This window comes from Alcanivorax sp., from assembly GCF_040119285.1.
In the GTDB taxonomy this organism is placed as follows: domain Bacteria; phylum Pseudomonadota; class Gammaproteobacteria; order Pseudomonadales; family Alcanivoracaceae; genus Alcanivorax.
Genome location: NZ_JBEDTY010000029.1, coordinates 97,878 through 122,059, shown reverse-complemented (window position 1 = coordinate 122,059; position 24,182 = coordinate 97,878). Strand labels below are relative to the sequence as shown.

Below are 24,182 nucleotides of genomic sequence, written 5' to 3'. Positions count from 1 at the left end.
CATGAGCGAGCTATTACGTTTTGTTGAAATCGAACCCGCCACAGAAGCCACCGCCAGCGTTATCTGGCTGCACGGCCTGGGTGCCAGTGGCCACGATTTCGAACCTATTGTGCCTGAGCTGCAGCTGCCGGCAGATTTAGCCGTACGGTTTGTGTTTCCTCACGCACCGCAAATCCCCGTTACCGTCAATGGCGGCATGGTCATGCCTGCCTGGTACGATATTCTCGCCATGGATATCGATCGCAAAGTTGACGAGGCAGGAGTACTGGCATCTGCCAGAGCGGTGGAGATGCTAATCGAGCGAGAAATCGCCCGAGGCATCCCCAGCAAACGGATCATCATCGCCGGTTTTTCTCAGGGTGGCGCCGTTGCCTATCAAGCCGCTTTGCGCTACCCCAAACCCCTTGCCGGCCTGCTCACCCTGTCCACCTATATGGCCATGCCGGTAATACCCAGCGATGCCAACGCCACACTGCCGGTTATGATTTGCCACGGCAGCATGGATCCGGTGGTTCCTGAGCAATTAGGCCAACGAGCCGCAGCCACCCTGAGTGAGCTGGGTTACTCACCACAATACAAAAGCTACCCCATGGAGCATATGGTCTGCCTGGAACAAATTCGGGATATTGGCCAATGGCTGAATGAACGGCTAATGCCGCCTAACCAATGACGAATTCATAAGTAAAACACAGCTTCAAATCTGTCGCAGACAGACCAGTAAAGAGGCGAGTACTTGGTGTCTGCGACGCCTTCCAGTTTCTGAGCTTTAACCGTTTTTGATGATCCCTACGCGTTTTTTGCACATTCCATCGCCATACTGGTACCCATACTCTTTCGACAAAGGGGACCCATATGAAAACGGCTTCCGTCTTTACTCTTACTGCCCTGCTTGGCCTTAGCGCAATTTCCACTTTTGCCGAAGCTCGCCCGCCTTGGGAGAATGGCCAGCGCGATACTCGCACTCATGTTCAGTTGGTGGATAACCGCCGTGATTATTCCGAATATCGCTACAGCTCTCGCGAGCGTGAGGTCCTTCGTCAACGTTTGAGCCAGCGTGAGTTTGACGCCCTGCCTCCTGGCTTGCAGAAGAAAATGGCCCGAGGCGGCGAGTTGCCGCCAGGTTGGCAAAAGAAACTGCAGAAAGGCCAATACCTTCCCGACACGCTCTACTACAACAGCGAGCGATTACCTTCATACAGCGGCATTCGTCATATTGACGGTGTCAGCGACGTCATCATCGATAATGAGGTGGTTCGGGTGATTGATGCGACTCAGACAATCATTGATGTATTCGGGCTTCGTTGAGGTCCACTCAGGTAAATGCCGTCTCGCCGTCCGAAACGCCGATGCCCTGAATACAGCATTAAACTTTCGAACAAAAAAGCCGCGCTTCTTTCGAAGCGCGGCTTTTTACGTGTTGCTTATCGCGTGGCGCGTGCAGCGCCGCCGATTACAACCAATACACCGTAATAAACAGGAACAACCACACCACGTCCACAAAGTGCCAATACCAGGCACCGGCTTCCCAGGCAAAGTTATTCTCTTCATCAAAGTGGCCCTTGATCACACGTAGCAGGGTTACGAACAAGAAGATGGTACCGATGGTCACGTGCGCACCATGGAACCCGGTGAGCAGGAAGAACAGACTACCGTAGATACCCGCATCCAACGTCAATCCGAGTTCAGTATAAGCATGGATATATTCTTCCACCTGCAAAAACAGGAAGATCACACCGAGGATCACTGTCGCCGACTGGAAGGCAATCACAGTACCACGCTTGCCTTCCAGCAAGGCGTGGTGAGCGATGGTCAGAGTTACAGAGGATACCAACAGGATAGCGGTATTAATCGCCGGCAAGCCCCATGCGCCCATGGCTTGGGTAGTATCACCCGCAGGGGTCACGGTCAGCGGCCACATGGCTTGAAAGTTCGGCCACAACAATTCGTGGGTCATGGCGTTGCTGCCTTCCCCGGACAACCATGGCAGGATCAGCCAACGGGTGTAGAACATCGCGCCAAAGAAGGCCGCAAAGAACATTACCTCGGAAAAGATGAACCACAACATGCCCTGGCGGTAGGAACCGCCCAACTGGTTGCTGTGTAGGCCCCCAACGGATTCCTTAATAGTATCACGCCACCACAGGGCGATCACTACCAGCAACCAGGTCAGGCCTAGGAAGAATAGCGGTTTGCCAATGAAGCTAGGCTCCATGCCCGCCATGGTGCTCTGCTGAATAAAATGCGCACCGCCAATAGCGGTCATGAACAGACCGATAGAAGCCGTCAACGGCCAAGGGCTGCTCTCTGGAACGTAGTATTTTTCAGTAGCCATTAAAAAATCTCCTCTACAACCGGCTGTTCTAGTTCACAGCCACGCTGTTGTTTTTACCGGCGACCCGCTCTGTCACATCGAAGATCGTGTATGACAGAGTGAATTGGTTAATGTGACTGGGAATGTCTGGATCCAGATAGAAAATCATCGGCATATCCTTGCGCTCACCTGCCAGCAGCGTCTGCTGATCGAAGCAGAAACACTGTGTCTTGTGCAGGTATCGCGCCGCCTCCCCCGGTGTTACCGACGGGATGCTCTGGGTAATCATGTCTGATGAAGTCGGGTTACTTGCATAAAAATGCACCAGAGTAATTTCCCCCGGATGCACCTTCACCCGCTTGGTCTCAGAGGAGAACTCTCCGCCGATTCCGTCGCCCTTCTGGGTAATAAATTCCACTGTCACGGTACGGTCTGCCACCACATTTTCAGGCACTTGGGTAGCGGCCGTACGGGATGTTTTTCCATTCAGTCCGGTGACATCACAAATAACGTTATAAAAGGGCACCATGAGAAAGGCGAAGCCAAACATGGCCACCGCCCAGATCAACAGCTTTTTCAGCGTGCGCTTATTGCGCTGTTCAACACTGAGCTGCTCACCGCTCATGGTACTCCTCCATCCGTCTTTGTTACTTCACCACCGGCGGGGTTTCATAGGTGTGGAACGGCGCCGGAGACGGCACTTCCCATTCCAGTCCTTCGGCACCTTCCCACGGCTTGGCCGGAGCCTTCTCGCCTTTCTTCAGGGCACAAAGCACAGCCACCGCCAAGAACAACAGCTGCGACAGGCCGAACCAGAAGCCACCGATGGAAATCCAGAAATTGTAGTCCGCGAACTGCAACGCGTAGTCAGCGTAACGACGCGGCATGCCGGCCAAGCCCACGAAGTGCATGGGGAAGAACAGCAGGTTGGCGGAAATCAAGGAATTCCAGAAGTGTAGCTCTCCCAGGGTTTTGTTAGGCATGATGCCGGACCACTTCGGCAACCAGTAATAGGCAGCAGCGTAAATGGAGAAGATAGCACCAGTCACCAATACATAGTGGAAATGCGCCACCACGAAGTAGGTGTCATGGTACTGGAAATCTACCGGGGTAATCGCCAGCATCAGGCCGGACAGACCACCGCAGGTAAACAACACCACAAAGGCAATCGCCCACTTCATTGGCAGTTCGAAAGTCATGGAACCGCGCCACATGGTGGCTACCCAGTTGAACACCTTCACGCCGGTAGGCACGGAGATCAACATGGTCATGTACATGAAGAACAAGGTCCCGGCCAACGGCATACCCACGGTGAACATGTGGTGAGCCCATACCACGAAGGACAGCAGCGCAATGGACGCGGTGGCGTACACCATGGAGGCGTAACCGAACAGCGGCTTGCGAGCAAAGGCCGGAATGATCGCTGACACGATACCGAAACTCGGCAGGATCATGATGTACACCTCAGGGTGCCCGAAGAACCAAAACACGTGCTGGAACAATACCGGGTCCCCGCCACCGGCGGCATCAAAGAAACTGGTCCCGAAGTGACGATCCGTCAGCATCATGGTTACCGCACCGGCCAGAACAGGAATGACCGCGATCAGCAGGAAGGCTGTGATTAGCCAAGTCCATACGAACAGCGGCATCTTCATCAATGTCATGCCAGGGGCACGCATATTGAAGACCGTTACCACCACGTTGATAGCACCCATGATGGAGGAGATACCCATCATGTGAACCGACAGAATGAACAAATCGGTGGACGCCGGCCCGTACTTGGTGGACAACGGCGCGTAGAAGGTCCAGCCAAAGTTCGGCGCGCTAGGATTGCCGGCACCGAATGCGCTCAACACCACTGAACCAATCAGAATGGTGAAAGCGAAAGGCAGAATCCAGAAAGACCAGTTATTCATCCGCGGTAGCGCCATATCCGGCGCACCAATCATTAAGGGAATCATCCAGTTAGCCAGGCCAACCGTGGCAGGCATCACTGCGCCAAAAACCATGGCCAGGCCGTGTACGGTGGTCATCTGGTTGAAGAATTCCGGATCCACGAACTGCATGCCAGGCTGGAGCAGCTCGGCACGAATTACCATGGCAAGGAAACCGCCGGACAGGAACATGGCGAAGCTAAACCACAGGTACAAAGTACCGATATCTTTGTGGTTGGTGCTGAACAGCCAACGTTTCAGGCCGGTCGGGGCGTGGTGATGATCGTGATGATCATCATGGGTTGCAGCTGCAGTAGACATTGCTATCCCCTCCCTTATTCGTGGTCGTTAACGTCGGCGGGCTGAATCAGATCGCCGGTGTCGTTGCCGAAAGCATTACGCTCATAGGTGATCACCGCCGCAATCTGGCGCGGTGTCAGTTGAGCCTTGAAGCTGGGCATGGCAGCACGGCCATTCACCAACACGTCGATATGCTCGTTCAGGTGCTCGTTATTGGTGGCAAACTCTGTACCAGCAAATGCCAAGCCGATACCGCCTTCACCATTGTCACCGTGACACATTGCACAGGCACCAGCATAAACTTGCTTACCTTCTTCCATCGCCTGATCGAGACCGGCAAACGGTGTCAGGTCGGGGCCAGAAGCGGCTTTTTCTTTCTCTTCAGCAATCCAAGCCTTGAATTCGTCCTGGGTTACTACCTCTACGGCAATCGGCATAAAGGCGTGGTTCTTGCCACACAACTCAGCACACTGGCCGTAGTAAGTGCCTTCTTTGCCTTCCGGAACCAACGCCCAGGTCTCGTTAACGAAACCTGGGATTGCATCCTTCTTGCCGCCGAAGTCCGGCACCCAAAAAGAATGGATTACGTCATCAGAAGTCACCAAGAAACGCACTTTCTGCCCTGACGGGATAAGCAGTTTGTTATCCACTTCCAAGTTATAGTTGTGGTCTTTCTCAGGAGCCTCTTTGCCGACCAGCTCCTTCGCTGTGCCGTAAGGAAACAGGCCACCGGAAAGAACCGGGTTGTTGTACTGTTCCGGCGGCGTAGCCAGGTTAGAGAAGAAAGAGACTCCGATATCGTTGTCATCTTCGTACGTCAAATACTCGTAGCTCCACTTCCAGCGATAACCGGTTACCTTCACCGTCAGTTCAGATTCAGCGGTGTCATCCAGCTGAACCAGTACCCGGGTGGCCGGTACGGCCATGGCAATCAGGATGACGAAGGGAATCACTGTCCACAGCACTTCGAAAAACACGTTTTCGTGAAAAGTGGAAGGATTCGGGTTTTTGGACCGACGGTGGCGGATCATCGAGAACAGAATCAGGCCACAGACCAAAAGACCGATAACGGTCACGATCCAGAGAACGGTGGTGTGAAGATCTTGAACGTCCTGGCTTGCCTGGGTTACCCCAGGCCGCAGGTCGAGATCGGAACGTTCGGTCCAGTCGCTAGCGAAGGTCATGCCACTGATCATCAGTGACGTAAGACCAACCGCTGCGCGGTGGAACAGAGTTGACTGCATGCGTTTGCTCCCTGTTTTCCCCAGCGCTACCCCGTTACAGGTACGCTTGTTCTTTGCCGTTACCGGCGCCTGGAAAGCGAGTTTCAGGATTGATACAGCGAAACGGGCGCCAAACCTTCCCCATTGACATCCACGACCAAGGGGGCGGCCGTTTAGCGTGTCACATAGGAGGCAAAACCCAATAAAATCAAATAGCTATTTGCCGCCATAGTAATTTCATTGAATTGCCGGAGGTGTGGCAAATTGTCTCACTGCATTTATGGGCGCCAACTCTAGTCATTCGCATGGCTAAAGTCCAGCCGAAAGGTAGGCTTTATCAAGCCTTTCAGGCAGGTACGAAAGTCGCACGCCATGCTACACTTCGCCCCTATTTCTCTAGCCAGTGTCTCTTTCTACCATGCCCAAACGACGACCCATCTACCGCGTCATATTCCAGAGCCAGGCACAAACCTACGAAATTTATGCCTCAGAAATATACCAAAGCGACCTGCATGGCTTTATCGAGGTGGAAGAGTTTCTGTTTGATGAGCGCAGCGGTGTGGTGGTCGATCCATCGGAAGAAAAGCTTAAGAGCGAATTTTCAGGGGTTTTGCGATCATACATCCCCATGCATACGGTGATCCGTATTGATGAAGTAGAAAAGGAAGGCGTAGGCAAAATCACTGAATCAGGCGACAAAGTGCGCAGCAACAACGTTTCCCCGTTCCCCATGCCTCCTACCCCATCCAAAGACTGAGGCCAGCACCCACACCCGGAGAAAAACACAGCCCGCCCCTAAAAAAGAAGGGCGCCGGCTTGACCGAGCGCCCCCGAGGGTTGCCTGATGTTACTTAAGAGGAGAAAACATATTTTGCCTACTGAATTAGTCCGCAGGGTGATTCAAAGGTTCCCGGAGAAGCAAAAAAGATCAACCCTTTAACCGACGGCGTCCCTGCAAACGTGATTACGCGTCACGGAGCGTACAGGAGAACGTTCTGTACGCGTGCTTCGCGCCAGCAACATGGCCTGTTCAGCCCGGGCAATCATGCGAACAAACAAAATCAGCACAAACCGGGTTATCCATTCCATTGTCGTCTCCTTACCTTGGCCGTCACCACAGCCAGAACGGGGTGCGCGCAATCTGAATAAAAAGAGAAGTGCATCCGTGCTCCTTGGCCATCCCTGCTGGCCCTTCTCCTCGTACTCACTCAAGGTGAGTCCACTGTATCCGAGGTTCCCTGGCTATCTTTGTTCCATGCACAACTGCCTTTTTACTGGCCTTTTACAAGGCGAACAGCGCTTTGCGGCACCGTTTCACTACAGCCTTACTCTCCCAGGTTTTGGGAAGGCAGCTGACCGCCGGGCTGAATCGGCTCACCGTAACGCAGAGCTGGGTTCACATCGTGAGGCCGCACCCACCCCATATGCATGCTAAGCAAAATAAACAAAAATACCGCCACCGAAAACCCCACACGCCAAGCCAAGGCCCGCATGGTCTTGCCTTCTTTCCCCTGCCCTTTCACCAAAGACATGAGCGCGCGGCCCAGAGAGATCACTGCCGCCAGCAACAAAACCACAACAATCAGCTTTACCCACCACATACTCGCTATCTCCTTAAACACATCAAGGCTTAATAAGCACACACAAAGGGGACTTTCTCACAGGCAGATGAAAAGCCCGGCCAGCTATGTACAATGTGCCGCCATTGTCAGGCAGGCATTGTAATGGCCAAGCCTGACTGTGCACACACTATCTATAAAGCAAGGCGACAACATAAAACAGCAACCCCCCGTTGCGCCGCGCTACTGCTGTCACGAGGGCACACAACCATGCCTCACTCTTACCGCCGCGCGCCCTGGATCGCACTCATAGCGACCCTTATTGTGGCCGCAATCTGCTTGCGGCTGGCCTTTTGGCAGCTTGAACGTGCCGAAGAAAAACGCCTGTGGCTAACAGAACAGAGCGAACGGGCCACCCTTCCACCCGCCGACCTGCCCACCCTGTTAGCCGATGCTGACCCTATGCACCGCCGCATCACTATCACCGGTCACTTCGACAACGCCCACAACGTGCTCCTAGACAACCGCACCCTCAATGGCGTGGCGGGTTATCACCTCTTGACTCCTTTTGAAACCCGAGAGGGTCGCTGGGTATTAATTAACCGGGGCTGGCTAGCGAGAGGAGAAGACCGCGCCACGCTACCAACGATCGCTCCCATTGAGGAAAACCAAACCGTTCACGGAACGGCTTATCGCCCCTCCCGGGACGTTTTTGTGCTCAAGGACATGCCATTGCCCAACAATCAGTGGCCATTGCGCGTACAAAAGGTGGATTTTGACGCTATTGGAGAGCGACTTGGGGTAGAATTACCGCCCTTTGAAATCCGGGTTACTCCGGAACTGGCACTGGGCAACAATGCGCCACTGCCCCGGCACTGGCAGGACGTGACCGTAATGGGCCCGGAACGACACAAGGCCTATGCGCTGCAATGGTTCGCGCTGGCGCTGGCCGCTCTGCTGATATATGTTGCCGCCGCACTCCGAAACAGGCGTAAAGCACGCAAGACGCGAGAGGAATTGTAATGTCTCCACGGACCAAGAACATTGCCACCCTAGCGGCAATCATTGCTCCTTTTATCCTGTTTTTTTTGGCCGGACGCTTTCTGATAAACCCCGCGGAGCTGTCGAAGGTCAACAAAGGGCAACTATTGATCCCGCATATCGATATGGCGGCTCTACATGCCACCGATAGCGAACAGCAGCCCTACGACCGCGATGATATGAGCAACCAGTGGACCCTGCTTTATGTGGCCGGTGACGGTTGTGACACGCGCTGTAAAAACGGCCTCTATTATCAAGTAAAACAGGTACGACTCACTTTAGGGGAAGATACTCAGCGTGTACGCCGGGTGATTCTCCATACCGCTCCCGCCAATACCGAATTACAAACTTTCCTTACCGATAAAGTCGACGGCATGGTTTCCATTCATGCCGCTGCTGCTGATGTTAAGCGGGCTCTGGCACCGGTATACGCCCCCGAGCCCAGTCACCCCATTGGCGATATTTTCTTGGTCAGCCCGGACGGCCAGATCTTCATGCGTTACCCCTCGCACGAAAACATGGATGCCACCCTCGAAGAGGCGGAGAATATCCGCGTCGATCTCAAACGGACCCTTAAAGGGTCACTGATCGGTTAAGCAGGCCCTTGATTATGCAAACCCCCACCGCATCACAGCGCTGGCTGCGCCGCTTCTGTATTCTGGCCGTCCTTCTGGCTGCTGGCGTGATCATCCTCGGCGCCTGGACCCGGCTATCCGATGCCGGCCTGGGCTGTCCGGACTGGCCAGGCTGTTATGGACATCTGGACGTCCGCAAAGCCATTGAGCACGTGGCCAACACCAACGAAACCACACCCGGGGCCCTGCGTGAAGCGCACAAGACCGTACCGGAAATGGTACATCGTTATTTTGCCTCGACCCTGGGCCTAGTAATCATCATCATCGCTGCCCTGTCATTCGTTAATCGCAAACGGGAAAAGCAGCCACTGAAACTACCGCTCTTCCTGGTGGTATTGGTTATCTTTCAGGGCATTCTGGGCATGTGGACGGTGACCATGGGACTGCAGCCCACTATCGTCATGCTGCACCTGCTCGGCGGCTTTACCACCTTCACCCTGCTGGTGCTGCTTACTGCCCGAGTGTTTCGCTGGCCAAGCTTTCTGAACGACTGCGATGTACTCACTCTCAAGCCGCTGGCATCAATAACGCTGGCCGCCGTTATTTTGCAGATCGCCCTGGGCGGCTGGACCGCCAGTAACTATGCAGCCGTGGCCTGCACCGATCTGCCCGTGTGTGAAGAAGGCTGGCAAGAACGGCTAAATTTCGAGAAAGCCTTTATCTTTTGGGGGCACGAACACGACAAGCCGGATTATGAGTATGGTGTTCTGGATAACGAAGCGCGCACAACCATCCACGTGATGCACCGTTTCGGCGCCCTGGCCGTCACTCTGTTGGCCCTCTTGCTGATAGGGAAAATTCTGTTGCGGGCCCGCAGCGTATTTTTCCGCAACTTTGCCCTGGTGATTGCCGGCCTTCTCACCCTGCAGATCGGGCTGGGGCTAAGTAATGTCATTTTTGCCGTGCCACTGGATGTGGCCGTCGCCCATAACTTTGTGGCAGTGCTACTGTTAGCAAGTCTGGTCTTATTTATCCGTGCCATAAACGTAAAATGCGGCAAACGCGAACCCAAATCACAACAAAAAGGAGCCCCGTCATGAGTGAGAGAACCCACTGGCGCGACTATCTCGCCCTCACTAAACCCGGCGTGGTCATGCTGCTTATGGTCACTGCGGTGGCGGGCATGTTTCTAGCCACCGAACCGGCAGGCATGGTGCCATTAGCCACTTTCATCCCTGCCTTTGTGGGGCTGTCGCTGGCCATGATGGCCTCCGCCGCGATCAACCAAATTATGGATCAGAAAATTGACGCCATTATGAAGCGCACCGAGAAGCGCCCTCTGGTTGCCGGAAAGCTGACCCCCAAAGCCGCCATCACCTTTGCGGTGCTGCTAGCAACCGCCTCAATGATTATGCTGTACTTTCTGGTGAACCCGCTAACGGCGTGGTTGACCTTGTTCGGCTTTGTCGGTTATGCCTTTATTTACACCCTGTATCTTAAACGCGCTACGCCGCAAAACATCGTAATTGGCGGCATCGCGGGGGCAATCCCGCCGCTACTGGGCTGGACAGCCGTTACCGGTGATGCACATCCCTACGCTTGGCTGCTAGTGCTGATCATCTTCGTTTGGACCCCGCCACACTTCTGGGCGCTGGCTATCCACCGCCGCGATGAATATGCCAAGGCCGATATCCCCATGTTACCGGTGACCCATGGCATTCCGTTTACCCGTGAATCGGTGCTCTACTACACCATCTTGCTGTTTATCTGCACACTGCTGCCTTATCTCACCGGCATGAGCGACCTGATTTATTTGCTCAGCGCGTTGATCCTCGGCCTGGTATTTCTCTATCACGCAGTACGCCTGCGTTTTTCTGAAGACCCGAAACTTCCAATGAAAACCTTCGGTTATTCGATTACTTATTTGTTCGCCCTGTTTACCGCCCTGCTGGTAGACCACTACCTGCCCGTGACGCCCGCCAATGTCGCGGCTTGGCTTGGCGCGTGAAACACATATAGTCTAGGGCGCCGAGCCCAGAGGAGGCACTGGCGCCCCGCCGCGTTATACTCTTCCCCATCGAATACCAACAAGGGGAGAACAGCATGGCAGCCCGCAGCTTGAATGACTGGCTCAACGCCTATGGAGAAAGTCACCAAAACCCTACCAACAAGAAAGTACACTTCCTATGCGTGCCGGTGATCTTCTTCACCATCGTCGGCTTTCTCTGGGCTCTTCCTGCCCCCCTGTTCACCGGGTTCTGGGCATGCTTGGCACTGGTCTTCGTCACTCTCTACTACGCCCGCCTATCCATACCCATTGCTGTGGGCATGCTGGTTTTTAGCCTGCTCTGTCTGGCCGGACTCAGCCTCATTGCCGCTGCTGGCATTAGCGTCTGGCTGTTCTCTCTAGTGGTCTTCATCCTCGCCTGGATCGGCCAATTCTGGGGCCATAAAGTTGAGGGCCAGAAACCCTCGTTTTTTGAAGATATCCAGTATCTGATGATCGGCCCGGCTTGGATCATGGGCTTTCTCTATCAAAAATGGGGAATCAAGTATTAATTTCTTGCTATAAGAGCTTGCCGCCAAGTGCCTACCGCAAATTAGAATCAACGCCTTTCCACTCTAAGACTTTTGCAGTAGGTTATAGGCTAACAACAACATCGCTTGGGGAAGGAATACCCGCATGGGCACTCTGATTTTTTTCGGCATCATCATTGCCGTCATCATTTACATCATTGCCGTCTACAACCGGCTTATCGCCCTGAAAAACCGTTTCAAGAACGGCTTTGCCCAAATTGACGTGCAACTGCAACGCCGCCACGATTTGATCCCCAACCTGGTGGAAACGGCCAAAGGCTACATGAGCCATGAAAAAGAAACGCTGACCCAGGTAATCGAAGCGCGAAACCAGGCGATTAGCGCCAAAAAAGCCGCCGCTGCACAACCGGACGATGCCAATGCTGTCACTCAACTGGGCAAAGCAGAATCTTTCCTCTCCGGTTCACTGGCTAACTTCTTTGCTCTCAGCGAAAACTACCCGGATCTCAAGGCTAACGACACCATGGCCCAGCTGATGGAAGAACTGAGCAGCACCGAAAACCGTATTGGGTTTGCTCGCCAAGCATTCAACGATGCGGTCATGAACTACAACACCTACCGTGAGCAGTTCCCACAAAACTTCATCGGCGGGTTATTCGGCAGCTTTAGCGAAGCCAAACTGCTACAAATTGAAAGCGAGCAGGCACGCAAGGCCGTGAACGTCAGCTTCTAACCCGGCCTCGCCATGGACTTCTTTCAACACCAAGAACGAGCCCGGCGCAAAACCGGGCTGCTTGTTCTCTATTTCATCCTCGCGGTCATCGCCATCGTGGTGTGTGTCAACCTGGCCTTGTTGCTGACGCTGTTCTGGGGAAACGTCCAGATCGTGCACGCTCACCAGTGGCTTGCACACCCCATCGTCCACTGGGTTACCGGCCTCACTCTGGCGGTAATGATCTTCGGCTGTCTGATCAAACTTTGGCAGCTGCGCAACGGTGGCAAGGGCCTGGCGGACATGCTCGGTGCCCGCCACATCCCCATGGATAGCGCAGACAGCAGCGAAAAAAAGCTGATCAATGTGGTCGAGGAAATGAGTATTGCCTCGGGTATCGCCGCTCCCCAGCTCTATGTGCTGGACAAGGAAAGTGGCATTAACGCTTTTGTGGCAGGTTTCCGCCCCTCGGAAACCGTGCTGGTGGTGACGCTGGGCACACTTAACGAGCTCAATCGCGATGAGCTGCAAGGCGTTATCGCCCATGAGTTCAGTCATATTTTCAATGCCGACATGCGCCTGAACCTGCGTCTGTTGGCCGTGCTTGCGGGCATTCTCGCATTGGGCAAAGTCGGCGAATACCTGATTCGAGGCCAGCGACGCTCTTCCTCTAATCGCAAAGGCGGTGGCGGGCTGGTGTTTGCCGGGCTGGCATTGATGGTTGTCGGTTATGTCGGGCTATTCTTCGGGCGCCTGATTAAAGCGGCCATCTCCCGGCAGCGGGAGCTGTTGGCAGATGCCTCTGCCGTGCAATTCACCCGCAACCCGGCCGGAATTGGCGGTGCACTGATTAAAATTCGTAACGGCAACGGCTCTCACCTAGCCAGCGCCCACGCAGAAGACATGAGCCACATGTGTTTCGGCGAAACGTTACGTTTTCGCTGGCGCAACCTGCTAGGCACCCATCCGCCACTGGACGAGCGACTCTGCGCCCTCGGCAGCGACTGGGTGGCCCGTGCCCGTAGCCGAGCCCGTAATGCCCATAGCACCGCCAGACACACCAACCCCGGGACCCCTCAAGGAGCCTCAGCCTTCGCCGACGGCAGCCCTGCACCCTCACGCCACGGAACCCAGCCAACTCCCGCCCCCTCACAACGCATTGGCACCGTGAGCGAACCGGATATGGGCTATGCTCGTAGCCTGTTGGAGACCATTCCTGACGATATTCGACGCCAAACTCGCTCGCCCAAATCGGCAGAGAATGTGCTCTACGCCCTGATACTTAGCGCGTCAAATAGCAGCACTGAAGCGCTGTTGGCTGCATTAGATATCACAGGTCAACGACCCGCCTTGGTCGCGCTAAGCAAGCAAATTCATGCCCAGGGTTCCCGTCTACGGCTGCCGTTAATTGACCTGGCATTACCGGCGCTTAAGCCGCTACCCGCCGCTGACCGGGCACGGATCCTGGCTCACCTGACCGCATTGATTGAGGTCGACGACCGTTACAGCTTTTTCGAATGGGCGCTAGTGGGATTGGCCCGGCAGCAACTGGGGGATCAATCCGGCAAAAATCGCCGCACCCGCTTCCGCCGCTATGGCGCACTGGCCGCGGAACTGCAATTGTTGTTTTCCGTACTGACTTGGGCCAGTGGCGCTGACGAGAAAAACGCCCGCACCCTGTTCCAGCTCAGCACCCACGGGCTTCTGCCCGCTGGCCGCACCTTGCTGCCCCTAACACATTGCGGCAGCCACAAGCTCAGCAACGCCATTGAGCGCCTGGCCGACTTGTCTCCGCTGCTCAAGGGGCCTGTCATTGATGCCGCGGCAGATCTGGTACTGGCCGATGGCAAAGTCCAGGTGCAGGAGGCAGAACTGCTGCGAGCGGTATCCGCCTTGCTTGAATGTCCGCTTCCGCCGCTGTTTAGTCGCTGAATGCTCTCCACGGCCTGACATTCCTGAAAATAAGCAACAAATAGAATATTGGCATCTAGCCCCGCCGGCGCCACAATACCCTTGAGTTCGATTCACGACGGCATAATCGACGGCCCCTTTTTCGGCATGTCCGTTTTGACTTACAGCCTTTTAAGACAACGCCCTTATCGGTTGGTGGCAAGAAGCGTGCAGAATACGGGCATCTCCGAAATACTGCCGTTGATCGGCAGCCCTGTGACCTTCATCACAGATTAACGGACGATCAACCTCATGGAACGAGGACTACATAATGGAATTTAGTAAAGCGAGCACACGTAACGCTTGGGAGTCTGTCGCACACGCTACCGAACAGGTCCGTAACGGCAGCCTGAACCCAGCGCTATCGACCTGGGTTAGCGCACAGGGCTTTGCTTTGGATAACACCGTCTTCTCTTCTGTGTGCCAATTTGATGAGGGTATTTATACCGGCACACTAGTAGACTGCCACGGCCGCGCTTGGGAGTTTTTTGCTGACCTGAATGACCCACAGGGCTGCGACCTTGAAGATGTCACCGACACACTGGGGCCAAAATCTCCGGACCACCCCGAAGCGGATCTGTGTGACAAGGTCACCATGGCGTTGCTGTACCAACGTGAACAATGCGCCGCCTGATACCCTGCCAGAAGTAACAAGCCCCGCACTTGATCACAGCCTCCAAGGCGCTTGTGAAATCCTTCATTCATCTCGCCGGAACGGTAACAGACTGCGAGCCTCCTGCTGGTAGCCGTGCACGTGCCGCGCTTCCTCTTGGCAGAAATCCGCGATCGCCTGTTGAAATGCAGGCTCGCGTAAATGATGTAATGACCAGGTAATGACCGGCTCGAAGCCACGCAAAATCTTGTGCTCTCCCTGCACGCCCGGATCAAATTCCTGTAGCTGCTGCTCAATGGCAAATTCGATTCCCTGGTAGTAGCACAGCTCGAAATGCAGACAATCGCGCTCCTGCAAGCAGCCCCAATAACGGCCATAGAGCTGAGTGTCATCAAAAAAATACAGCGCCGCGGCGATCGGGGCATGGGTATTCCCGTCCCAGGCCATCACCAGCATCAACTGCTCACCTTGCTGCCGTGCTATCGCCGAGAAAAAATCCTCGTTCAGATAGGGCATCTGCCCCCGCTTAAGGTAAGTGCTCGCATAACACCGGTAGAAGAAAGCCCAGTCATCCGCCTGAATCTGTGCGCCCCGGCGGCGCTCCATGTGAATCCCCTGCTCGGTTATTCGCCGCCGCTCCTTGCGCACATTCTTGCGCTTGCGTGATTGAAATCGCGCCAAAAAATCATCGAAATCAGCATAACCACCATTAAACCAGCGAAAATGACAGGCCTGACGGGACACCAATGGCAAACCTTCCAACGCTTCACGACTTGCCTGGTCCGGAAACAGCAGATGCCAACCGCTGGCCTGCTGCTCTTCCATTTTCTCGCTGACGGTTTGCCAAAGTGTCTCTGCGGTCCACTTCCCGCGCCAACGCGGCCCCACTACTGGGGTGAACGGTACCGAGGTCACCAGTTTAGGGTAATAGGCCAAGCCATGACGCTGATAAGCCTCTGCCCAACTAAAATCAAATACATACTCGCCCTGGGAGTGAGTGCGTGCATACAGGGGCAACCAACCCTGCTCTTGCGCCACATGGCAGGGCGACCAGCCCGTTTGCGGTGCGGCGGCACCGCAATCCTGCAACGCTTGGAAAAATGTCAATTCAAGGAACGGATAAGACGCCAAAATAGCTCCAACATGAGTTTCATCGCCAGCTTGGGTACAATGCCCGGATTGTGCAGTGCCTGATAGTCATTATCGACAAGCCCAGCCTACAAAAAGGGCACCGATAACGAGGGTTTTACCCGGCTGCACAATACCGCCTCGTCATCTGGCGGTTTTTTATCCTTACTTTTATCACTCATTGCTTAAACAAGGTAACGTCAACTCCATGAATCTCTCTAAACCGCTGACTATATTTTACGTCATCGTCACCCTGTTACTTGCCCTCCCCGGTGCTTGGCTTTTGTTTGCCCCGGAAATGGCCTTGGTGACCATTCATGAAAACCTGGCCATGATTCAGGTTTCCAACATCCACAGCCAACAAACCGGTCTGGGTCTGCTACTAGCCGCTGCCGTTAACTTGGTCTGCCTGATGGGCGGTCGCCAACGTTTGCCACTCCATGTAGCCGTGGTGTTCTATTTGGCCGGCCTGGTGGCCAGCCACGGTAATACCGTATTCAGCCATCAAGCGTGGTTGTGGGTACCGGTGTTGGTCTATCTGCTGCCGTTGATTCCTTTCGGCAAGCTGATGCCGGCTAACCTACCCATGCCCTCCCTGCCCGGCAGCAATGGCCAGCAGCGCGGTGAAGTGAAGTGGTTCAACCCAAACAAGGGTTTTGGCTTCATTCTTACCGACAGCGGTGAGGAACTGTTTGTTCATTTCAAAGCGGTACAGAACGGCGGCCGCCGCAGTCTGCGCACCGGCACCAAGGTCCGCTTCGATACCCGCATGTCCGATCGCGGCGAACAGGCCGATAACGTCTATATCGAACAATAAAGCAACCTAAGTCGCATCTCGCGGCGCGCAACAGGCAGCCTTCGGCCGCGTGTTGCGGGCCGCCTGTTGCCTGAAGTGGAATAACAATAATGACTCTGGCAATCGCTGACTGGGTGGTCCTGGCTGGGTACCTGTGTATCGTGCTGGGCATCGGTATCTACTTCTCACGCCGCAACACCAACACCGAAGAATATTTTGTGGGCGGTCGCCGCTTTCGTGGCTGGGTAATCGGCCTGTCGCTGGTAGGCACTTCAATCAGCTCCATTACCTTCTTGGCCTATCCCGCCGACGCCTTCATGACCAACTGGTTGCGCTACCTACCCAACTTGGCCCTGCTGCCCGCTATGCTGGTGGCGGCTTTTGTTTTTCTGCCTTTCTTCCGGCGCGGAAATATGACCAGCGCCTATGAATTCCTCGAGTTACGTTATGGCCCCTCCATCCGAGTATATGGTGCCGTGGCGTTTCTTGTGGCGCAGCTGGTGCGCCTGGCCATGATCCTGTGGTTGCTCTCTCTATTGATACAACAAGTCACTGATCTGACACCCACCACCGCCATTATCCTAGGCGGACTTTTTGTTGGCCTGTACACCATCATCGGTGGTATTGATGCGGTGATCTGGACCGATGTGCTGCAAACCGTCATTCTTTTACTGGGCGGGCTCATCTGCCTGTGGGTTATCCTCGACGCTCTACCCGGCGGGCTGAATCAAGTATTCGAACAGGCAGGGCATGCCGGTAAGTTTGCCTTGGCGCCTTCGGAAAATGGCACCCCAAGAGACACATCCTGGTCGTTTTCTCTCAGCGAAAAAACCGCCACAATGATGCTACTGATCGGCCTCACCAACTGGCTCACCGAATACTCCAGCAACCAAAATACGGTACAGCGGTACTGCGCCTCTCGATCCACCAAGGAGGCCCGGCGGGGCCTCTGGGTGTACCTGTTTACCGCGTTGCCGCTTTGGGCATTCTACATGCTGTTAGGCACCGCCCTGTGGGTGTTCTTTCAGGTTTACCCGGACCCCCAGGCCAGTGCGATTCTGACGGGCGAAGCCCGAGCAGAAACCCTGATGCCCCACTTCATTACCGGTTACCTGCCCGCTGGCGTGGCCGGGCTGGTGATTGCAGCAGCACTGGCCGCCGCCATGAGCTCGCTGGATTCCAGCATCAATTCCATCACTACCGTTAGTGTGGTTGACCTGTATCGCCGCCATCTGCGCCCTGGGCGCGATGATCGCCACTACCTGAAAGTGGCCTGGGGCATCGCCGTCGCCGTCACCGGAGTCATGATTTTCGGGGCATTGTGGCTGAATCAGGCTGATACCAAAACGCTGCAAGATACGTCAACCATTCTGGTGTCGCTGCTTGGCGGGGGAATGTTGGGGTTATATTTGCTGGGTTTTTTCAGCAAGAAGGGCAATGCGCGGGCCGCTTGGGCAGGTATTGGTTGCACCCTGGTGTTCACCAGCTGGACCATTCTTACCAATAACCAGCTTTTACCGGAGGCGCTGAGCGCCCCCTTTGACCTGTATTACACCGGGCTGATTGGCAATGTACTGATGTTTCTGGTCGGCTACCTTGTCGCTTTGTTCTGGCCTGCTGCCTCGGTGGCGCCGGTTTCACCCCAGCCCGCTACCGAGGGCTGAGCCAATGACTGCTGCGCAAGCAGGGCCTTCGCACTCAGCAGCCGATCGCGTAGCAACCAACCCACTGCCCAACACACCAGCCAAGGGTCCATCAGGTAATCCCAGAGATTATCGCTAGCCAGCCAACCGGCCTTAAAAACGCACTGAGCCGCCACCAAAATCAAACACGATGCATAGGCGCGGGTCACCCACGCCAGCAGCCCGATCAACAACAGAGCAGTGCTGAAGCCAAAACTCCCGAAACCCAACGAATAGGGATCCTCATAGCTGGAACCCATGCTCATTGGGTAGAACCACATCGCCATTAACACCAGCATCCGGCACGCTGTACGTAATTCACGAACCGGCAACCAGTAGTGACCAGCAATACGGTGCTGAATCGCCAACATCGCCAACAAGCCGGAGGTAATACTGAAACCGGCCAGATAGCTCAGCACCCAAGCCCCTGGCCCCCATGGGTACGGCAACAAGGACCACACAAACACCACGCAAGCCAAAACCACACGGCCACGCAAAGACAGCAAACTAGCGCTGATCCGCAACTGAACCGCCACCAGCACTAAAGCGCAAATAACCAAATCAACCGACATCACAGGCTTCCTTGCGTTAGCTTTTGCTGCGGCACGTTGCGCTCAATCGAATTGGCTTTTAGCCAGCCATGTCGAATAGCCGACTTGTTCCAAGTGTAGAGTATGTGCAGATCCCCATTACGAGTACGTAACATATAGGGGTAGTCATACTGAAACTCGCACCCTCGCTCGCCATGGCATTTGTTGGCTTTGACTCGTTCCAGATACAAGCGTTGATCCTCCGCCGTGGTTTCCCCGATGAACTCTTGTTCAATCAAGTCGATAAAGGTGTTTGATTTCATTTCAGCACCTCGCCACTGCTCTCGATTATGAAAATACCAGCGGTCTTCCCAATGCTGCCCCGCATCCCGGGTTTCGCGAATACACAGGTCATCGCGCTCTTCACGGTTACAATTGGTCGCCACCAGCCAATGTCCCGGCCCCATGGCTACGCCACCAAGGGCGGAGCTAGGATTATCCAGCGGAGAATATTTCAGCGGCGACCAGGACCAACCACCATCACTACTGGAAGACTGATACAAGTACCCGTTGTTTGGTTCGTTCTCATTGCGCAGGAAAGAAACAGCGTGGTTGCTGTCATCCACCAACACCAGCGGCTGAATAGCCTTGCGCCCATGCCCAATACGAGCCTTGCCGAGGATACGGTTATTCCTGTCCAGTCGCAGAATTTCACCAAACTTGCCGACCATTTCGTGATACACCGGCAAGCCAATGCTGCCATCGCTGTAATGGATAGGCGGGGTTTTGACCAGAGTGCTGATATTCAGAAACGGGGTGGCCACCAATGAAGTAGCAAATTCCCAACTGGCGCCGAGATCCGAAGATTCCAGCACTACCAAACGGCTGGCCGCCCAGCCGCCGAAGCTCACTGCGACCACAAACAAACGCATGCGGCCATCCTCATCCAGCACCGGCAGCGCGTTACCCAGCTTGCGAATGTGCCGGCCCCAGCCTTGGGAAATCTGTTCACGCGTGACGGACACTTCCTCGTCGGACCAGGTTCCTGATTGAGGATCAAAAATAGCGGAATTAATAGACACATCTGCCGCCCCTTCACGGGTCCCGGCAAACCAAAAAGCGCGCAACCGGCCATCCGGTAACTCCACCATGGACGCCGCGTGCACCATGCTGGTGTCCGCATCTGACGCAAAACGGGTTTGCCACTGGGAATCGGAAGGCACCGGGGCGGGGTCCGCTGCCAGTAACTGCGGGGCCGGTTGCCAGAGCCGCGCCGGTGTTGCAGCAAAATAGCTTGCCACCAAGGCAGCACCGACCAAAAGATGAAACGCTCGCTTAAGCATAGGGGATTGTCACAACTGAAATATGCAAATAATTGTTCCTGGTTGCTCGATCAGCGTATTACACGCCGGGCGACAGTCTACCAGCCGTCTGAAAAATTGCCCGCCGTTGATACAAATTTGCTACACCGGCTGTCCGATTACGCGGAGAAGATGCCCTGTAGAGCGATCAAAATGTGTTCAGGCCCATAATGATAATGTCATAATGACGCCGCGTTTTTGACCGAACCCATTCCAAAAATAACGAACAAGGATTTTTCACCCCCTATGGACAGGCTACTACCTTCAGGCCTCTTTTGGCTTTTACTTGCACTCTCTACATTTTGTGCACCAGCATTCAGCGATGAAGATCAAGGCTGGAGTCTGGTGAGTGACCGCAATGACATTCAGGTGTACATGAAACACCGGGATGACTCCCGCCTGAAGACGTTTCGTGGCATCACCCGCTTCCCCCTGAAAGACGAGTACTCCCTGGTCGCACTGCTCAACGATTACCCCTCGTACCCTAAATGGCTGCATTTTGTCGATAGCGCCGAAGAGTTCGGCCGCACCAACCCCCTCGACCGTCAGTTACGCTTCACCACCCAACTGCCTTGGCCGCTGGCCGACCGGGAAGCGGTATTACGCGCAAAAGTGACCCAAGTGCTGAACCCCAATCCCGATTCGGTGAAAATCACCCTCATCAACCAACCGGATGCTTTGCCCCCCACCAAGAACTATATCCGCTTTCCTGAAATGACCGGGGTATTAGCCTTTAGCCGGCTGAGCAACCACCAAGTAGAAATGACCTATGAACTGATTCTGGACCCGGGCGGCTACATCCCCGCCTGGATTGCCAATATTCTGCTACGCGATGCGCCTTACTTCACGCTAGAGCGACTTCGCCGCATCATCAATAAACCGGAATATCAGAACCATTATTACGATTACATTGATCTGCATGGCCCGGGCAGGCCTGCAGATGCCACACCCCAAGCCGCCCCACCGCCCGAGCAACCGGAAGAGCATAACGCAAACGTAACAAAGTGATTACACCTCTGTCGCTTTCGATCAAAGCTCTACTAACATAGTGCTTAGTTTCTGTGCGATTCGGAGAGCGTCAGATGGTAATGCGGTTGTTTTTCTTCCTGTATAGCTGGCTGATCTTTGTACCACTCATGTTAGCGACTACTCTGCTGGCCGGCGCGGTCTGTTTACTACTCACTCTTTTTCTACCCGCTGGGAAAGTCGCAAAACTCACCGCCGTACCGTGGGCCCGGCTCTGCCTGCTTTACAGCGGCGTGCGAGTAGAGGTGGAAGGCCGTCATCACCTACAGCCCGGCCAAAGTTACGTCATCGTCGCCAACCACCTCAGTCAATTCGATATTTTTGTATTGTACAGCTATCTCGGCATGGATTTTCGCTGGGTAATGAAACATGAGCTACGCAAAGTGCCGATTATCGGTATCTGCTGCGAAAAATTAGGCCATATTTTCATTAATCGGGACAACACCGAAGCAGCCATTGCTTCCCTGAATGACGCCCGTTTGCGGTTGGCCAATGGGGCCAGCGTGTTGTTCTTTCCCGAAGGCACTCGCAGCCGCGACGGACAATTGAAGCCCTTCAAGAAAGGTGCCTTCAAAATGGCTCAGGAACTGCAAATGCCCGTGTTGCCTGTCACCCTGTCGGGAACATTCAGCATTTTGCCCGCCGGAACCTTAAGATTGCATCCCGGCGCCACCGCCCGTCTGATTATGCACCCCTCACTCACAGTGACCGACAACACTGAGGCCGAACTGCAAGCCCTGATCCAGCAGAGCCGCGCCGCCATTGCCTCTCCGTTAAACGACAACTGCCCACAGCCGTTGCTCTAACTCCAGCGACGGCCCGACGTGTCGCCAACGCCACCACCCCCACTCCTTGCCTGGCAAGATTGGCCCATTCTGCAGTGACAAAGTGTCTACACTCAGGCGCAAATCGGGCTGCAAGCTGAAAGTACAAAGTTAAAAAGCGCTGGTAATCACAGCGCCAACCGAAAACGCTGGTCCCCACGCGACACCGCAAGGCCGTTTGGTTACCAGGCCCCGTGACAAGCTATTCGCGCTTTCCAACTTTGTGCGTTGCACTCACACACCAACAGCGAACGCCGCTTTTGCTAGAGCGGCGACAGGAGTGATCATGAAAGATTTCAAAGATAAAGTTGCTGTTATCACTGGTGCCGGCTCCGGCATTGGCCGTGCTCTGGCCATGGAGCTGGCCGCCTCTGGCGCAAAACTGGCTCTCTCGGACATTAACGAGGCCGGCCTAAAAGAGACCGCTGACAACCTGAATCTCAGCGAAGATCGCCTGATGACCAAGATATTGGACGTAGCGGATCGCCAAGCGTTCTACGCTTTCGCCGACGATGTGGTTAATCATTTCGGGCACGCCAACATGATTTTCAACAACGCTGGTGTAGCATTGGGCGCCACCGTAGAAGAGATGAATTACGACGACTTCGAGTGGTTGATGAACATCAACTTCTGGGGCGTGGTTTACGGAACCAAAGCGTTCCTGCCCTACCTGAAGCAAGCCAGTGAGGGGCATATCATCAATATCTCTTCCATCTTCGGTCTCGTGGGCATTCCTACTCAGTCTGCTTACAACGCAGCCAAGTTCGCGGTGCGCGGCTTCACTGAGTCCTTGCGCATTGAGTTGGAACTGGAAGGCAACTCGGTATCCTGCACCTCCATTCATCCTGGTGGTATCAAGACCAATATCGCCAAAGCCGCGCGCATGAGCGATGGCGTTGAGCGCATCACCGGTGCCAGCAAGGAACAAGCCATTCAGGATTTCGAAAAAATGTTTCGCACCACACCAGCAGAAGCGGCCAGAACCATCCTCAAGGGAGTCCGCGGGAACAAACGTCGGGTGTTGATCGGTTCGGATGCTATCGCTGTCGACACCATGCAGCGCCTGCTGCCGACCAGCTACCAGAGGCTGATTACCATGGGTCAGAAGTATATGAACAAAAAATAAGGAGTGAGGGAATAACGCTTTACCCTTGCCAAAATAGACCTTTGATGATGCCATGACTACTCACTCATAGGAGTAGCCATGACATCTTCAGAGGTTCCCTTTTCCCAAGCGGCCGAAAACAACAAAGGCCCGATTTTCCAGGTTTTGCAGCAACACTGTCAGGCCCCCGGCAGGCTGCTGGAAATTGGAGCCGGCACCGGGCAGCATGCCGCTTGGCTGTCTGCACAGCTACCCCATTTGCAATGGCAACCCTCTGATGTGGCGGAGAATCTCCCCACCATTCGCCACTGGCTGGGCGAAACACCTAATCCTGCAAATGCCCCGCTGGCGCTGGATGTGAGCGGCCAATGGCCCGTTGGGCCTTTTGATTATCTGTTCACCGCTAATACGTTTCACATCATGGCGCAATCACTGGTCGCCCATTGCATCGCTGAAGGGTGCCAGCGTCTCAGCACAGAGGGGTTGTTCATGGTCTACGGCCCTTTCAACTACGATGGGCAGTTCACCAGTGATTCCAATCGACAGTTTGAACGTTGGCTGAAAGCCACCAATGCGCAACGTGGGATCCGCGACAAAGAATGGGTAGAACAGGAGTTTGACCGCCATGGCCGGCAATGCCTCGCGGACCATGCCATGCCGGCCAATAACCGGGTGCTAGTATTCGGATAAGACCGTAACCTGAAACTCAACCAGGGCGAAAACCGTGCATTTCGGTTTCGGGTAAATTACTCCGAGCATCATGGCCATCACGCCAATGACACAGCCCCTTACCTCGCATCTATAGGGCATAACCCTGACACTCAAGCGCAAAGGGAATTGCCACCACCGCGCCGGTGATAACGAACAAGCGGTCGAAAGGAGAGGGTAAATCCATGAAAATGGCTAACAGTACCCCCACCCAAGACACTACAATAACGCCGCTAAGCAAGCCGATAACTGACATCTTCGGACAA

Annotated in this window: 27 protein-coding genes; 17 read left to right on the top strand and 10 right to left on the bottom strand. The window is 54.7% G+C overall.

Annotated features, from left to right (window positions below; genetic code table 11):
- Position 1 precedes the first annotated feature (1 nt).
- Entirely contained in the window at positions 2 to 670 is a 669-nt protein-coding gene (locus ABNH10_RS07645; protein WP_011589174.1) for an alpha/beta hydrolase, read from the top strand.
- Positions 671 to 852: 182 nt separating this feature from the next.
- Complete coding sequence (locus ABNH10_RS07640) at positions 853 to 1,305, top strand: hypothetical protein (RefSeq protein ID WP_011589175.1); 453 nt, start codon at positions 853 to 855, stop codon at positions 1,303 to 1,305.
- A gap of 145 nt (positions 1,306 to 1,450) precedes the next feature.
- On the opposite strand, the gene ABNH10_RS07635 is transcribed toward ABNH10_RS07640, so the two are convergent.
- Genes ABNH10_RS07635 through coxB form a run of 4 tightly spaced genes read right to left on the bottom strand, consistent with a single transcriptional unit; the run spans position 1,451 to position 5,789 of the window.
- A complete protein-coding gene (locus ABNH10_RS07635; protein WP_349385376.1) occupies positions 1,451 to 2,332 on the bottom strand; it encodes a cytochrome c oxidase subunit 3 in 882 nt (293 codons plus the stop codon).
- 28 nt (positions 2,333 to 2,360) lie between these two features.
- Positions 2,361 to 2,936, bottom strand: coding sequence for a cytochrome c oxidase assembly protein (locus ABNH10_RS07630; RefSeq protein ID WP_349385375.1), 576 nt, complete (start codon positions 2,934 to 2,936; stop codon positions 2,361 to 2,363).
- A gap of 22 nt (positions 2,937 to 2,958) precedes the next feature.
- Complete coding sequence (ctaD, locus tag ABNH10_RS07625) at positions 2,959 to 4,566, bottom strand: cytochrome c oxidase subunit I (protein WP_349385374.1); 1,608 nt, start codon at positions 4,564 to 4,566, stop codon at positions 2,959 to 2,961.
- Between the two features lie 14 nt (positions 4,567 to 4,580).
- Positions 4,581 to 5,789, bottom strand: coding sequence for a cytochrome c oxidase subunit II (gene coxB / locus ABNH10_RS07620; RefSeq protein ID WP_349385373.1), 1,209 nt, complete (start codon positions 5,787 to 5,789; stop codon positions 4,581 to 4,583).
- 397 nt (positions 5,790 to 6,186) lie between these two features.
- Here coxB and ABNH10_RS07615 point away from each other — a divergent pair, with 397 nt between their 5' ends.
- Positions 6,187 to 6,525, top strand: a complete 339-nt coding sequence (locus tag ABNH10_RS07615; protein WP_349385372.1) for a DUF1820 family protein — start codon at positions 6,187 to 6,189, stop codon at positions 6,523 to 6,525.
- A gap of 179 nt (positions 6,526 to 6,704) precedes the next feature.
- On the opposite strand, the gene ABNH10_RS07610 is transcribed toward ABNH10_RS07615, so the two are convergent.
- Both ABNH10_RS07610 and ABNH10_RS07605 read right to left on the bottom strand, forming a co-directional pair.
- Positions 6,705 to 6,857: a hypothetical protein gene (locus tag ABNH10_RS07610; RefSeq protein ID WP_349385371.1), complete on the bottom strand. Its 153-nt coding sequence runs from the start codon at positions 6,855 to 6,857 to the stop codon at positions 6,705 to 6,707.
- 236 nt (positions 6,858 to 7,093) lie between these two features.
- On the bottom strand, positions 7,094 to 7,369 hold the full coding sequence (locus ABNH10_RS07605; RefSeq protein ID WP_349385370.1) for a twin transmembrane helix small protein: 276 nt from the start codon (positions 7,367 to 7,369) through the stop codon (positions 7,094 to 7,096).
- Between the two features lie 228 nt (positions 7,370 to 7,597).
- Between ABNH10_RS07605 and ABNH10_RS07600 the strand changes: the two genes are divergently transcribed.
- The 8 genes from ABNH10_RS07600 (at position 7,598) to ABNH10_RS07565 (ending at position 14,777) form a co-directional block, all read left to right on the top strand.
- Complete coding sequence (locus ABNH10_RS07600; protein ID WP_349385369.1) at positions 7,598 to 8,350, top strand: SURF1 family protein; 753 nt, start codon at positions 7,598 to 7,600, stop codon at positions 8,348 to 8,350.
- On the top strand, positions 8,350 to 8,964 hold the full coding sequence (locus tag ABNH10_RS07595) for a redox-active disulfide-containing membrane protein (protein ID WP_349385368.1): 615 nt from the start codon (positions 8,350 to 8,352) through the stop codon (positions 8,962 to 8,964). Before ABNH10_RS07600 ends, ABNH10_RS07595 begins: the two co-directional genes overlap by 1 nt.
- A gap of 14 nt (positions 8,965 to 8,978) precedes the next feature.
- Positions 8,979 to 10,043, top strand: coding sequence for a COX15/CtaA family protein (locus ABNH10_RS07590; protein ID WP_349385367.1), 1,065 nt, complete (start codon positions 8,979 to 8,981; stop codon positions 10,041 to 10,043).
- Positions 10,040 to 10,951, top strand: a complete 912-nt coding sequence (gene cyoE, locus ABNH10_RS07585; protein ID WP_349385366.1) for a heme o synthase — start codon at positions 10,040 to 10,042, stop codon at positions 10,949 to 10,951. The genes ABNH10_RS07590 and cyoE overlap by 4 nt, the downstream gene beginning before the upstream one ends.
- Before the next feature lie 95 nt (positions 10,952 to 11,046).
- Positions 11,047 to 11,502: an Mpo1 family 2-hydroxy fatty acid dioxygenase gene (locus ABNH10_RS07580; RefSeq protein WP_349385365.1), complete on the top strand. Its 456-nt coding sequence runs from the start codon at positions 11,047 to 11,049 to the stop codon at positions 11,500 to 11,502.
- A gap of 124 nt (positions 11,503 to 11,626) precedes the next feature.
- Complete coding sequence (locus ABNH10_RS07575; protein ID WP_349385364.1) at positions 11,627 to 12,214, top strand: LemA family protein; 588 nt, start codon at positions 11,627 to 11,629, stop codon at positions 12,212 to 12,214.
- A 12-nt stretch (positions 12,215 to 12,226) separates the two neighbouring features.
- Entirely contained in the window at positions 12,227 to 14,125 is a 1,899-nt protein-coding gene (locus ABNH10_RS07570) for a M48 family metallopeptidase (protein ID WP_349385363.1), read from the top strand.
- 289 nt (positions 14,126 to 14,414) lie between these two features.
- The gene (locus ABNH10_RS07565) at positions 14,415 to 14,777 is read left to right on the top strand and encodes a hypothetical protein (RefSeq protein ID WP_349385362.1); all 363 of its coding nucleotides are present in this window, start codon (positions 14,415 to 14,417) and stop codon (positions 14,775 to 14,777) included.
- A 63-nt stretch (positions 14,778 to 14,840) separates the two neighbouring features.
- Here ABNH10_RS07565 and ABNH10_RS07560 read toward each other — a convergent pair whose 3' ends face one another.
- Positions 14,841 to 15,887, bottom strand: coding sequence for a GNAT family N-acetyltransferase (locus ABNH10_RS07560; RefSeq protein WP_349385361.1), 1,047 nt, complete (start codon positions 15,885 to 15,887; stop codon positions 14,841 to 14,843).
- A 205-nt stretch (positions 15,888 to 16,092) separates the two neighbouring features.
- On the opposite strand from ABNH10_RS07560, the gene ABNH10_RS07555 reads away from it, so the two are divergent.
- Together ABNH10_RS07555 and ABNH10_RS07550 are read left to right on the top strand one after the other, a co-directional pair.
- Complete coding sequence (locus tag ABNH10_RS07555; RefSeq protein WP_349385360.1) at positions 16,093 to 16,701, top strand: cold-shock protein; 609 nt, start codon at positions 16,093 to 16,095, stop codon at positions 16,699 to 16,701.
- An 89-nt stretch (positions 16,702 to 16,790) separates the two neighbouring features.
- Positions 16,791 to 18,344, top strand: a complete 1,554-nt coding sequence (locus ABNH10_RS07550; protein ID WP_349385359.1) for a sodium:solute symporter family protein — start codon at positions 16,791 to 16,793, stop codon at positions 18,342 to 18,344.
- Here ABNH10_RS07550 and ABNH10_RS07545 read toward each other — a convergent pair.
- Both ABNH10_RS07545 and ABNH10_RS07540 read right to left on the bottom strand, forming a co-directional pair.
- Positions 18,272 to 18,934, bottom strand: coding sequence for a hypothetical protein (locus tag ABNH10_RS07545; protein ID WP_349385358.1), 663 nt, complete (start codon positions 18,932 to 18,934; stop codon positions 18,272 to 18,274). The genes ABNH10_RS07550 and ABNH10_RS07545 overlap by 73 nt on opposite strands.
- Positions 18,934 to 20,235, bottom strand: a complete 1,302-nt coding sequence (locus ABNH10_RS07540) for a sialidase family protein (RefSeq protein WP_349385357.1) — start codon at positions 20,233 to 20,235, stop codon at positions 18,934 to 18,936. Before ABNH10_RS07540 ends, ABNH10_RS07545 begins: the two co-directional genes overlap by 1 nt.
- 363 nt (positions 20,236 to 20,598) lie before the next feature.
- Here ABNH10_RS07540 and ABNH10_RS07535 point away from each other — a divergent pair, with 363 nt between their 5' ends.
- From ABNH10_RS07535 to ABNH10_RS07520, 4 genes are all read left to right on the top strand, one after another.
- Positions 20,599 to 21,261, top strand: coding sequence for an START domain-containing protein (locus ABNH10_RS07535; protein WP_349385356.1), 663 nt, complete (start codon positions 20,599 to 20,601; stop codon positions 21,259 to 21,261).
- Between the two features lie 74 nt (positions 21,262 to 21,335).
- A complete protein-coding gene (locus tag ABNH10_RS07530; RefSeq protein ID WP_349385355.1) occupies positions 21,336 to 22,085 on the top strand; it encodes a lysophospholipid acyltransferase family protein in 750 nt (249 codons plus the stop codon).
- A 304-nt stretch (positions 22,086 to 22,389) separates the two neighbouring features.
- A complete protein-coding gene (locus ABNH10_RS07525; protein ID WP_349385354.1) occupies positions 22,390 to 23,229 on the top strand; it encodes an SDR family NAD(P)-dependent oxidoreductase in 840 nt (279 codons plus the stop codon).
- Positions 23,230 to 23,307: 78 nt separating this feature from the next.
- Positions 23,308 to 23,898 carry a DUF938 domain-containing protein gene (locus ABNH10_RS07520; protein WP_349385353.1) on the top strand — a complete coding sequence of 197 codons (591 nt, stop codon included), beginning with the start codon at positions 23,308 to 23,310 and terminating at the stop codon, positions 23,896 to 23,898.
- A gap of 109 nt (positions 23,899 to 24,007) precedes the next feature.
- On the opposite strand, the gene ABNH10_RS07515 is transcribed toward ABNH10_RS07520, so the two are convergent.
- Entirely contained in the window at positions 24,008 to 24,172 is a 165-nt protein-coding gene (locus ABNH10_RS07515; protein WP_349385352.1) for a hypothetical protein, read from the bottom strand.
- Positions 24,173 to 24,182 lie beyond the last annotated feature (10 nt).